Origin of the sequence: Porticoccus sp. (assembly GCF_041592135.1) — a bacterium.
In the GTDB taxonomy this organism is placed as follows: Bacteria; Pseudomonadota; Gammaproteobacteria; order Pseudomonadales; family Porticoccaceae; genus Porticoccus.
The window spans coordinates 1-10,666 of the sequence record NZ_JBFHQR010000074.1; the positions used below are offsets into that span (position 1 = coordinate 1).

Consider the following 10,666-nt stretch of genomic DNA (forward strand, 5'->3'; position numbering starts at 1 on the left):
CGGTGACATGGGGGTGGGGCTGAATGGTGAGCACAAGGATGCCTACATGCCCGGCATGGAGCTGCGCGGCAAATACACCTTCTTTGCCGAGGGCTGCCGCGGTCACCTGGGCAAGCAGTTGATCGAGCACTTTGCCCTCGAAAAAGACACACAGCAGCCCCAGCACTACGGCATCGGCATCGGCATCGGCATCGGCATCAGCATCAGCATCAGCATCAGCATCAGCATCAGCATCAGCATCAGCATCAGCATCAGCATCAGCATCAGCATCAAGGAATTGTGGCGGGTGCCCCCGGAAAACCATCACCTGGGACTGGTAGTCCACAGCGCCGGCTGGCCCCTCAACGAGAGCGACTCCTCCGGGGGCGGCTTTCTGTATCACCTGGAAGACCACCAGGTGGCAGTGGGCCTGATCACCGACCTCTCCTATTCCAATCCCTACGTCAGCCCGTTTGATGAATTCCAGCGCTACAAGCATCACCCGGTCATCAAACAGTACCTGGACGGCGGCGAGCCGGTACAGCGCTACTGCCCTGCGGGGGTTTATGAGGTGGTGGACAATGCCGATGGCTCCAAGCGCTTCCAGATCAATGCCCAGAACTGCGTGCACTGCAAGACCTGTGACATCAAGGACCCGAGCCAGAATATCATCTGGGTAACCCCGGAAGGCGCCGGCGGGAAAAACTACAAAAATATGCAGAAATACAATTAGTTATACTGATTTGTTGAAGTAACAAATTAGAATATTGAAGGCTGTCATTCCAAGACAAAGGCGGCGCCACCACTGATCACGGCATGGCATCCCTGTTGCAGCAACGGGTATTGTTGAGCCAATTCCGCCAACTGGTAATAGACGGGGCGGCTCAGCCGGCCCTCCAGATTGCGGCGCACCAACAGGTAGGGCGATGGCTCGCCAGTTGCCCTGTCAACGATGATGCGCAGCGGATGTTCGGCACCGGCAAGTACCTGATCGCCGGTGTTGGTATGAAAGCACAACAGCTGCTCAGGGGTTCCCTCCGCCACTACATTCAGGGAGGTGATCTGGAAGGGCACATCCTCAACCTGGATTCGCCATTTTTCCACCGGCGTGACCAGAAAATACTCATCCCCTTCCCGCTTCAGGATACTGGCAAACAGCCTCACCAATGCCTCGCGTTCAATCACCGAGCCCCGATGAAACCAGCGACCATCGCGACGGATCAGCATCGGCATGTCGCCACTCAGTGGTGGCTGCCAGTGCTCCAGCGGCGGCAACAGACCTTGCTGCTGCTGTTGCAGGGCCAGTGCACTGGCGATCAGGGATTGATAGGGCGATGCCACCGGGGTGAATCAAAAAACCTTGTTGTCGCGCAACTGACCCAGGTTGCCCATGGTAATGCCGATATTGGCGATAAAGCGCAGGAAATCCTGTTTGTCCTCCAGGTCGGCGCCGTAGCTGACATTGAAGTAGGCCTCCACAGCACCCTGCGCCAGGGCCCAACAGGCCAGATAATGGTAGCTGGGGGGAACGTCCTCAAGAAGGTCCATATCGATCAATTTGGCGATCATGGCATTCAGGGCGTCGACATTGGAGCGGCGCAGCTTGTGCAGCGCCGCCATCTTGTCGGCAATTTCTTCATTGTCCTGCAACTTCACTTCGAGCAGCTGGACCAGGCGGTCCAGCGCGGGATTGGACAGCCGCGCCTTGAAGTAGGAGCGCGCCGCGGCACCGGGGTCACCGGCATCCGTTGCCTCGATGCCCATGCGCAGGTTTTCAGTGATGTTGCGTTCGTAATCGAGCACGATCCGCATCAGGATTTCGGTTTTGGTCAGAAAATGTTTGTATACCGTACCCTTGCCAACGCCCGCCTCCCTGGAAATAGCCGATACGGTGACCCTGTCGATGCCATCGCGAATCAGCAGCGACAGCGCCTTTTCAATAATACGTTCTTCGCGGGCCAGAAAACGCTTTTTCTTGGCGCGGATCTTATCGGTGCTATCGGTAGATGATCTTGGCATTCAAGGCCCTGCCCAGTTCCAAAAGCGGAGGCAAATTGTGTGATGAAAACTCAAACGCTGTCAATGGTCACAGCGTCGATCGTCCACCTTTGGCCACGACAACCATGGACAGCATAAAAGAGAGTGCTATAATGCGCGCCGCCGGTGTGTAGCGCAGCCTGGTAGCGCACTTCCTTCGGGAGGAAGGGGTCGGAGGTTCAAATCCTCTCACACCGACCAGACATAAAAAAACCCACGTATACGTGGGTTTTTTTATGTCTGGATATTTTGCCAGCCGAAAGCATTACTGGTGGTGTAAATCCCGGAACAACGCCGGGTCGGCATAGCGCTCCTTGGGGTCGTAGCTGGTATAGGTGCCAAATATCTGACCCCAGAGATTTCTCGCAGCACAGTGGTAATAGCGGGCACGCATGGCTTTTGCCGCCTCCCGGCAACGCCCCGCTGTCAGGTAGCCGCGACCGGCAAGGGTTGAGTGCTCATCAAAGGGGCTATGTTTGACCATCAAGTCATAGCGCGGGTAGAACACATAGGTGATAACCACTATCAGGATCGCCAACACCGCTTTCATCTGAATCCCTCCTGTACAGATTCTGTCCAGTATAGAGCCATCTCCAGGGCTGCTTTCAAAGTCGTGGGTCCTTCAGGTAGAACCAAATCACAAACAGGGCAATAAAACAGGCCAGCGCGCCCATCTCGAATGCCAGCACCGAACGGTAGTCCCACACCAGCCCACCCAGCCAGGAACCGATAGCACCGCCCAAACCGAGGCAGAAGGCGCTGTACAGGGCCTGTGCCTTGCCCTGGTTACCGGGTTCGAACAGCCGCCGAATCCCATCGATCCCCGCCGCATGGTAGGCGCCAAAAGTAAAGGCGTGAAGGCTCTGGGCAAAGACCAGTAACAGCAGGTGCTGGGGAAAGTATCCCGTCAGCAACCAGCGCAGGGTTGCCAGCAGCAGGCAGGCCGCCATGATTGCGCGCACCCCAAAGCGCGGCAGCAGGCGATGCATCAGCACAAACAGCACCACTTCCGCCACCACCCCGACCGACCAGAGTACCCCGATCATCCCCCGGCTGTAGTGATGGGCCTCCATATAGAGGCTGAAGAAGCTGTAATAAATGCCGTGGGAAAACTGCATCAACATCCCGGCCACAAAGAATGCGGCCACCGCGGGCTGACACAGCACCCGCAGAAAACGCTGGGCGGGTCGAGACAACGTCTGCTGAGCGGGGCCCGGCACCACCAGGCTGCTGATAAAAATGCCCGCCAGCAGTAAAAATCCAATCAATGGCAGGCCAGCGATGCTGTGCCGGTCAAACCAGGCGCCGCTGCCGAGCACAAAGATAATGAAGCCGATGGACCCCCACAGACGCACGCGACTGTAGTTTTCCGGTTTGTCCCGCAGGAAGCTGGTGGTTATGACCTCCTGTTGGGGCAATACCGCGTTCCAGAAGAAGCTGTAGCCCACCATCACAAAGGCCACCATCCAGAACTGCTGGCTGATGAAAATCCCCGCAAAACACAGGCAAGACAGCAGTGCCCCCAGGCGGATAACGCGCAACCGCTGGCCGGTGTGATCCGCCAGCCAGCCCCACAGGTTGGGGGCGATGATCTTGGTGACCATGGGCAACGCCAACAATAGGCCGATCTCCGCCGCGGCAAAGCCCAGCGACTTGAGATACAGGGACCAGTAGGGAAACAGTGCGCCCAGCAGACCGAAAAAACAGAAGTAGAACGCGGACAGGCGCCAGTAAGGGACCGGCTCGGAATCCGCCTGCCCCACGGGGAATCAGTTACCCTGGCCGGCGGGAATCGGCTCCAGTCCGGTGTTGACGTCCAGATTCTGGGCGCGATGGCGCAACAGGTGGTCCATCAGGGTAATGGCCAGCATGGCCTCAGCGATGGGGGTGGCGCGGATGCCCACACAGGGGTCGTGGCGCCCGGTGGTGACCACCTCAATGGCGTTGCCGTGCACATCCACCGACTTGCCGGGGATGCGCAGGCTGCTGGTGGGTTTCAGCGCCAGGTGGGCAACAATGGTCTGGCCCGAGGAAATGCCGCCGAGAATGCCACCGGCATTATTCGACAGGAATCCCTGCGGGGTGATTTCATCCCGGTGTTCAGTGCCCCGCTGGACCACGGCGTCAAAGCCGACACCTATTTCCACACCCTTGACGGCGTTGATACTCATCAGGCTGTGGGCAATTTCCGCATCGAGTCGATCAAAGATCGGCTCGCCCAGCCCCGGCGGCACATGGGTGGCCAGCACCGTGATTTTGGCGCCCACGGAATCACCGTCCTTCAGCAGTTGTTGCATATAGGCTTCCATCTCCGCCACCTTGCCGGGGTCGGGACAGAAAAACGGGTTATTTTCCACTTCCTCGAGCACTACCTGCTCGGCTTTGATGGGGCCGAGCTGCGACAGATAGCCCCGTATCTCGATTCCCGCCACGGCCTTCAAATACTTCTTGGCGATCGCACCGGCGGCCACCCGCATGGCGGTTTCCCGGGCGGAGGAGCGGCCGCCGCCGCGGTAGTCGCGAATACCGTATTTCTGGAAATAGGTGTAGTCCGCATGGGCCGGGCGGAACTGGTCCTTGATATTGGAGTAATCCTTGGAGCGCTGATCGGTATTCTCGATGAGCAGGCCGATGGGACAGCCGGTGGTTTTGCCCTCAAACACCCCGGACAGGATTTTGACCTGATCCTCTTCCCGCCGCTGGGTGGTATAGCGGGACTGGCCGGGCTTGCGGCGGTCGAGATCCCGCTGCATGTCTTCAACCGACAACTCCAGCCCGGGGGGGCAGCCGTCAACAATACAGCCCAGCGCGGGGCCGTGGCTCTCGCCAAAGGTGGTGACAGTAAAGAGTTTGCCTATGCTGTTGCCGGACATAATGATTCCACTGGTGTCGAGGAGAGGCTGTCATCAACCCGATCAGATCGGGTCAAGGCCCCACAAAGAGGCGAATTTTATACGATGATCCCGGCGATGTCTCACCCGGCGGCCAGCGTCGCGCAGCAATCGCGCAGCTGTTGAGCGGTCAGCAGGAACACGCCGTGGCCGCCGCGCGCAAATTCGAGCCACAGAAAAGGCACTTCCGGGTAGGCGTCTTCCAGCGCCACCCAGGAATTACCGACTTCGACGATCAACACGCCCTGCTCGGTCAGGTGATCCGCAGCTTCAACCAGCAGGCGGCGGGTAAAATCCAGCCCATCCAGCCCGGATGCCAGACCGATTTCCGGTTCGTGATGGTACTCCGCCGGCATGTCCGCCAGATCCTCCTGATCCACATAGGGGGGGTTGGCGACAATCAGGTCAAAACGCTGTTGTTGCAGCTCGGCAAACAGGTCCGACTCCACGGCCGTGACCCGATCAGCCAGGTCGTAACGGTCAATATTCTGCCGCGCCACCGCCAGGGCAGCGGCGGAGATATCACTCAGGGTCACCCTGGATTGCGGCAGATAGAGCGCACAGGCGATGCCGATGCAGCCACTGCCGGTGCACAGATCCAGAATGTGCACAGGCTCTGCCGCCAGCCAGGGCACAAATTCGGATTCAATCAATTCGGCGATAGGGGAACGGGGAACCAGTACCCGCTGATCCACATGAAAGGGAATGCCGGCAAACCAGGCTTCACCCGTCAGATAGGCGGCGGGCAAGCGCTCCTCGACACGCCTGTCGAACAGGCTGGCAATGCAGGTCTGCTCCGCCTCACTCAGTTCGCGTTGCTGCACACTGGCATCCACATCCCAGGGCAGAGACAGGGCGTACAGTACCAGCGACAGGGACTCATCCCAGGCGTTATCCGTACCGTGACCAAAATACAGTCCGGCTTCGTCAAAATACTGGGCACCGAGACGGATGGCCTCCCCCACTGTACCCATTTGCGCTGGCCTTTTTTTCATGGCGCCATTGTACCCGGCAGTACCACAAATGGCTTTACGTTTCTCGATGGCTGACGTAGGGTTATGCACCAAATTCAACACAGCCCAACCCGAGACAGATTGTGAATATCGCTGACTGCTACACCCAGATTATCGAGTCCACCGGAGAGGACATGGCCCGCCCCGGACTGCTGGATACCCCCCAACGGGCCGCCAAGGCTTTCGAGTTCCTGACCCGCGGTTACCACCAGAACCTGGACGAAGTCATCAACGGCGCACTGTTCCCCTCGGATGCCAGTGAGATGGTGATCGTCAAGGACATCGAGTTGTATTCCCTGTGCGAGCATCACCTGCTGCCCTTTATCGGCAAATGCCATGTGGCCTACATTCCCGATGGCGTGGTGCTGGGGCTGTCCAAGGTGGCCCGTATCGTCGATATGTTTGCCCGCCGGTTACAGATCCAGGAAACCCTGGTGACGCAGATTGCCAACACCATCGAGTCGGTCACTAGCGCCCAGGGCGTTGCGGTGATCATTGAGGCCAAGCACATGTGCATGATGATGCGCGGCGTGGAGAAACAGAATTCCGTGATGAAAACCTCGGCCATGCTCGGCTCCTTCCGGGAGAACCAGGCCACCCGCAACGAATTCCTGTCACTGATTAACTGCTGATTTATCGCTGGGGGCGGTCCAGCCATTGCAGCTCGGCCGCGCCTCGCCCAAAGGCCAGCGCATCCAGGCAAGCCAGGGTGCTGGTGGACATCGACCAACCCAGTCCGGGCTCATCGGTGAGGTATTCGAGGATTTTGCCAATCAGGGGCTGATGGCTGAGCAACAGCAGGGATTTGACGTCGAGCCGGTCCACCCAGTGCTCCACCGCGGCGACACTACTCTCGGAGCGCAACACATCCTCGAACAACAGCTTGCCCCGATAATCCAGTGTTTCGCTGAGCACCTGCAGTGTCTGCCGGGCGCGCAGCACCGGGCTGCAGAGAAGCAATTCAACCGACTGTATTTCCGCCAGGTGGCGGCTGAGCACATCCCGGGTTTCGGCCTCCCCGCGGGGTGACAGGGAGCGTTCGCCACAGCCCTCGTCATAGGGGGCATCGCCGTGACGCAACAGGTAGATCAGCACCGGATGTGCTAGCCCTTGTCAGCGCCCTGATCACCCGCATCGCTGCCCGGGTGGGGCTGCGGGGTCACAAACGAGGGAACATCATCGGAACTGGGTGCCACGGTTGATACGGCGGCCTCCTCAGCGTCATCCGCCGACACCGGGAGCACGATCTCGGTTTCAGGCCAATCGGCGAATGGATAGGGCTTGTCTTCGCTGTTATAGGTAAGGAATAAAAAGGCCCGATAGGCCCACTTCGCCGTTCCCTGACCCAGCAGCACCAGCTGGCTATTGGCCTCGCCATTGAACAGCACCAGCAGAAACTGCAGCAGCGCAATGGTGAGAATCACTACCCTGGCCAACACCAGCAACAGAGCAAACAATATCATGTACAGCAGGCGAATCCAGGTATCGGCATTCAACAGGTTGGCTTTGGTGTCCTTATTCATGGCGTTTACTCCGCAATAAACTCGACGTCCGTACTCTGCTCCGCCAGCATCAGGCTGCTCAGCACGTCACTGACGGGGCGATGGTTAAACATGGTCTCGTACAGGGCGCAGACCAGCGGCATGTAGATGCCCAGCTGCTCGGCCTCTTCCTTGATGATCCGGGTGGTGTTGATACCCTCCGCCACCTGCCCCACTTTCTCGGTGGCCTCCTCCAGACTGGCGCCCTCTCCCAGAGCATAGCCCACCTGAAAGTTGCGACTCAGGGGCGAGGTACAGGTGACGAACAGGTCACCCACGCCGCTGAGACCGAGAAAAGTCATGGGGTTGGCGCCAAGCCTGGCGGCAAAACGGCTCATTTCTGCGAGGCTGCGGGTGATCAGCACACTGATGGTATTTTGGCCCATGTGCATGGCGGCCGCCATGCCGGCGGCAATGGCGTAAATATTCTTCAGGGCACCGGCCAGCTCTACGCCAAAGCGATCCTTGTTGGCATAAACCCGGAAATAGCGGGAACCCAGCAATGCCTGGACGGCACGACAGAGAGCGTCATCTGCGCTGGCAATGACTGTCGCGGTAATCGCCTTTCTGGCAATTTCCTTGGCCAGGTTGGGACCGCTGATGACCCCCACCCTCAGCTGCGGCAATTCCTCCTCGAGGATTTCACTCATCAGCTTGAAGGTATTTGCCTCAATGCCCTTGGCGGTGCTGATGGCAATGGTGCCCTCGGCGAGAAACGGCTGGGCCTGTCGCGCCAGGGCCCGGAACGCTTTACTGGGAACAGAGAAAAACACCACCCGGCAACCCCGCAGGGTCTGCTCCAGATCACTGGAGAACTTAAGGTTATCCTCGAGGCGGTAGCCGGGGAGGTAGTTGATGTTTTCCCGCTGCTGTTGACACTGCACCACATTGTCACTGTCACGCATCCACAGTGTCACGTCGTGGCCATTGGCGGCAATCATATTGGCGATGGCAGTCCCAAAACTGCCACCGCCGAGTACTGCAATCTTTTCTGGTACTGCCATCAGTCTACTTCTTGGTGGTTAGACCGTGGATTATAGGGTGAATCGCCGAGAACTGGCTATGCGGCACCGTCAAATAGCAGCTGGTTCAAGCGCTTCACGAACAACGCCGGGTTCTCCAGTTGCTCACCCGCCGACAGGACCGCCTGATCGTAGAGCAACCCCACCAGTTCACTGCAACGCTGCTCATTTTCTTCCCGGCCCAGTTGCGCCACCAGCGGATGCCTGACGTTGATCTCCAGCACCGGCTTATCGGCGGGCACCGGCTGGCCGGCCGCCTCCAGCATTTTGCGCATTTGCGGGCTGAGGGCATGTTCCGGATACACCAGGCAAGCGGGTGAATCGGTCAGGCGACGGGTTTCCCGTACAGTTTCCACCTTGCCATTGAGACTGCTGTTGATTTTGGCGATCACCGCCGAGGTGGACTCCTCCCTGGCCACCTTGTCCTCTTCAGGCTCATCGCTGTCAGCAAGAATGGCATCTTCCAGCTCGCCCTTGGCGATATCCTGTAGCACCTTGCCCTCGAATTCATGGATATGGGAAATGGTCCATTCGTCGAGGCGTTCAGTGAGCAGCAGCACTTCCACATCATTTTTGCGGAACACTTCGAGATAAGCGCTGTTGCGTGCGGCGGTGAGGTTTTCCGCCACCAGGTAATAGATTTTTTCCTGGCCCTCCTTCATGCGGGAGAGGTAATCCGCCAGCGAAGCGCCGGCGCCGTCGCCCTCGGTCCTGGTGGTGGCGAAGCGGAACAGGCCGGCAATGCGCTCCTTATTTGCGAAGTCTTCCGCCGGCCCCTCCTTCAGCACCGCGCCAAATTCTTTCCAGAAAGTGGCGTAGTCTGCAGGGGATTCCTTGGCCATTTTCTCCAGCATGTCCAGTACCCTCTTCACCAGTGCAGTGCGAATGCTATCCACCGCCGGGCTGTGCTGCAGAATTTCCCGGGAGACATTGAGGGGCAAGTCATTGGAATCCAGCACACCGCGAATAAAGCGCAGGTAGGACGGCAGGAACTGTGAGGCGTCATCCATGATAAAGGTGCGATGAATATACAGTTTCAGGCCGCGGGAAACGTCCCGGTTGTAGAGGTCGAAGGGAGCGTGACCCGGCACATAGAGCAAACTGGTGTAATCGAGTTTGCCCTCTACCCGGTTGTGGCTCCAGCTCAGCGGCGTCACAAAGTCGTGGCTGAGATGCTTGTAGAATTCCTGGTAGTCCTCATCCTTGAGTTCATTGCGCGGGCGCGTCCACAGTGCCGAGGCATCGTTGATGGTCTCGTAGACATAGGTCGGCTGCTTCGCATTTTCATCACTTTCCTCGGAGATTTTGCGCAATGCCACCGGCACGCCAATGTGATCGGAGTATTTTTTGACAATGGTCAACACCCGAATCTGGCTGGCAAACTCGAGGGCATCATCCTTGAGGAACAGGGTGATGGCCGTACCGCGATCCGCTTTCTCGATGTCCTCGACGGTATATTCCGCTTCGCCCTGACAGGTCCAGCGCACCGCCTGATCGGCAGCGGCGCCGGCACGACGGGTTTCCACCACGACCCTGTCGGCAACGATGAATGCCGAGTAGAAACCCACGCCGAACTGGCCGATCAGTTGGGCATCTTTTTTCTGATCACCGGAGAGCCCCTGGAGGAATTGCGATGTGCCCGATTTGGCGATGGTGCCGAGGTTTTCAATCACCTCGTCTTTGGACATGCCCACACCATTGTCGTGGATGGTAAGGGTGCCGGCTTCCGGGTCGAGATCGATGCGAATACCCAGTTCGCTGTCGCCCGCGAGCAGTGAGGCATCTGCCAGCGCTTCAAAGCGCAGTTTGTCGGCGGCGTCCGAGGCGTTGGAAATCAATTCACGAAGGAAAATCTCACGGTTGCTGTACAGCGAGTGAATCATCAGGTGAAGCAACTGCTTGGCTTCTGTTTGAAAACCGCGGGTTTCAACTGTCATGGAATCAATGTCTCCCTGTTATCTAATCTGTGGAAAGTTAGGATGAGACAAAGGTGGGGGCTGGCGCCGCAAATTCAAGCGCCGAAGGCTAAAAAATTCTCATGACGGGTTGTTCCCGCACACAAAAAAGGCGGCCCGGGGGCCACTGCTGTCCCACAGTTTGGGATAAATGAAAAAGCCTGAGTCTGAGAAGTTATAATGTGAGTGCGAACAAACGTTATAATTTCAGAGGGCTCAGGCTTTGTC

12 protein-coding genes and 1 tRNA gene are annotated in these 10,666 nt (G+C 58.1%); 3 read left to right on the forward strand and 10 right to left on the reverse strand.

Annotation, left to right across the window (positions count from 1 at the left end; translation table 11 throughout):
- Positions 1–712, forward strand: a 712-nt coding sequence (locus tag ABY948_RS07850; protein ID WP_461481975.1) for an electron transfer flavoprotein-ubiquinone oxidoreductase, incomplete at its 5' end; no start/stop codon positions are given.
- Positions 713–756: 44 nt separating this feature from the next.
- Here ABY948_RS07850 and ABY948_RS07855 read toward each other — a convergent pair.
- Complete coding sequence (locus tag ABY948_RS07855) at positions 757–1,320, reverse strand: DUF1285 domain-containing protein (protein WP_461481976.1); 564 nt, start codon at positions 1,318–1,320, stop codon at positions 757–759.
- 9 nt (positions 1,321–1,329) lie between these two features.
- Positions 1,330–1,998 carry a TetR/AcrR family transcriptional regulator gene (locus ABY948_RS07860; RefSeq protein WP_461481977.1) on the reverse strand — a complete coding sequence of 223 codons (669 nt, stop codon included), beginning with the start codon at positions 1,996–1,998 and terminating at the stop codon, positions 1,330–1,332.
- Positions 1,999–2,140: 142 nt separating this feature from the next.
- Here ABY948_RS07860 and ABY948_RS07865 point away from each other — a divergent pair.
- A tRNA-Pro gene (locus tag ABY948_RS07865) sits at positions 2,141–2,217 on the forward strand.
- Positions 2,218–2,281: 64 nt separating this feature from the next.
- On the opposite strand, the gene ABY948_RS07870 is transcribed toward ABY948_RS07865, so the two are convergent.
- The 4 genes from ABY948_RS07870 to prmB form a co-directional block, all read right to left on the reverse strand.
- Positions 2,282–2,566 (reverse strand): hypothetical protein, encoded by a 285-nt coding sequence (locus ABY948_RS07870; RefSeq protein WP_461481978.1) that lies wholly within the window; start codon positions 2,564–2,566, stop codon positions 2,282–2,284.
- 55 nt (positions 2,567–2,621) lie between these two features.
- The gene (locus ABY948_RS07875) at positions 2,622–3,779 is read right to left on the reverse strand and encodes an MFS transporter (RefSeq protein ID WP_461481979.1); all 1,158 of its coding nucleotides are present in this window, start codon (positions 3,777–3,779) and stop codon (positions 2,622–2,624) included.
- A gap of 6 nt (positions 3,780–3,785) precedes the next feature.
- Positions 3,786–4,889: a chorismate synthase gene (gene aroC / locus ABY948_RS07880; RefSeq protein WP_461481980.1), complete on the reverse strand. Its 1,104-nt coding sequence runs from the start codon at positions 4,887–4,889 to the stop codon at positions 3,786–3,788.
- A 101-nt stretch (positions 4,890–4,990) separates the two neighbouring features.
- Positions 4,991–5,902, reverse strand: a complete 912-nt coding sequence (gene prmB / locus ABY948_RS07885) for a 50S ribosomal protein L3 N(5)-glutamine methyltransferase (protein WP_461481981.1) — start codon at positions 5,900–5,902, stop codon at positions 4,991–4,993.
- A gap of 107 nt (positions 5,903–6,009) precedes the next feature.
- On the opposite strand from prmB, the gene folE reads away from it, so the two are divergent.
- A complete protein-coding gene (gene folE, locus ABY948_RS07890) occupies positions 6,010–6,552 on the forward strand; it encodes a GTP cyclohydrolase I FolE (protein WP_461481986.1) in 543 nt (180 codons plus the stop codon).
- Position 6,553: 1 nt separating this feature from the next.
- Here folE and ABY948_RS07895 read toward each other — a convergent pair whose 3' ends face one another.
- From ABY948_RS07895 to htpG, 4 genes are read right to left on the reverse strand one after another with little or no spacing between them, the layout of a single operon-like run.
- Positions 6,554–7,015 carry a SixA phosphatase family protein gene (locus ABY948_RS07895; RefSeq protein WP_461481982.1) on the reverse strand — a complete coding sequence of 154 codons (462 nt, stop codon included), beginning with the start codon at positions 7,013–7,015 and terminating at the stop codon, positions 6,554–6,556.
- Positions 7,016–7,023: 8 nt separating this feature from the next.
- Positions 7,024–7,443: a DUF4389 domain-containing protein gene (locus tag ABY948_RS07900; protein ID WP_461481983.1), complete on the reverse strand. Its 420-nt coding sequence runs from the start codon at positions 7,441–7,443 to the stop codon at positions 7,024–7,026.
- Positions 7,444–7,448: 5 nt separating this feature from the next.
- On the reverse strand, positions 7,449–8,465 hold the full coding sequence (locus ABY948_RS07905) for an NAD(P)H-dependent glycerol-3-phosphate dehydrogenase (RefSeq protein ID WP_461481984.1): 1,017 nt from the start codon (positions 8,463–8,465) through the stop codon (positions 7,449–7,451).
- Between the two features lie 56 nt (positions 8,466–8,521).
- The gene (gene htpG, locus ABY948_RS07910) at positions 8,522–10,420 is read right to left on the reverse strand and encodes a molecular chaperone HtpG (protein WP_461481985.1); all 1,899 of its coding nucleotides are present in this window, start codon (positions 10,418–10,420) and stop codon (positions 8,522–8,524) included.
- Positions 10,421–10,666 lie beyond the last annotated feature (246 nt).

What these genes read in the sequence shown, in the direction of transcription:
- ABY948_RS07860 (WP_461481977.1), bottom strand. Translation starts at nt 1,998, where the DNA reads ATGCCAAGATCATCTACCGATAGCACCGATAAGATCCGCGCCAAGAAA.
- ABY948_RS07870 (WP_461481978.1), bottom strand. Translation starts at nt 2,566, where the DNA reads ATGAAAGCGGTGTTGGCGATCCTGATAGTGGTTATCACCTATGTGTTC.
- aroC (WP_461481980.1), bottom strand. Translation starts at nt 4,889, where the DNA reads ATGTCCGGCAACAGCATAGGCAAACTCTTTACTGTCACCACCTTTGGC.
- prmB (WP_461481981.1), bottom strand. Translation starts at nt 5,902, where the DNA reads ATGAAAAAAAGGCCAGCGCAAATGGGTACAGTGGGGGAGGCCATCCGT.
- ABY948_RS07900 (WP_461481983.1), bottom strand. Translation starts at nt 7,443, where the DNA reads ATGAATAAGGACACCAAAGCCAACCTGTTGAATGCCGATACCTGGATT.
- ABY948_RS07905 (WP_461481984.1), bottom strand. Translation starts at nt 8,465, where the DNA reads ATGGCAGTACCAGAAAAGATTGCAGTACTCGGCGGTGGCAGTTTTGGG.
- htpG (WP_461481985.1), bottom strand. Translation starts at nt 10,420, where the DNA reads ATGACAGTTGAAACCCGCGGTTTTCAAACAGAAGCCAAGCAGTTGCTT.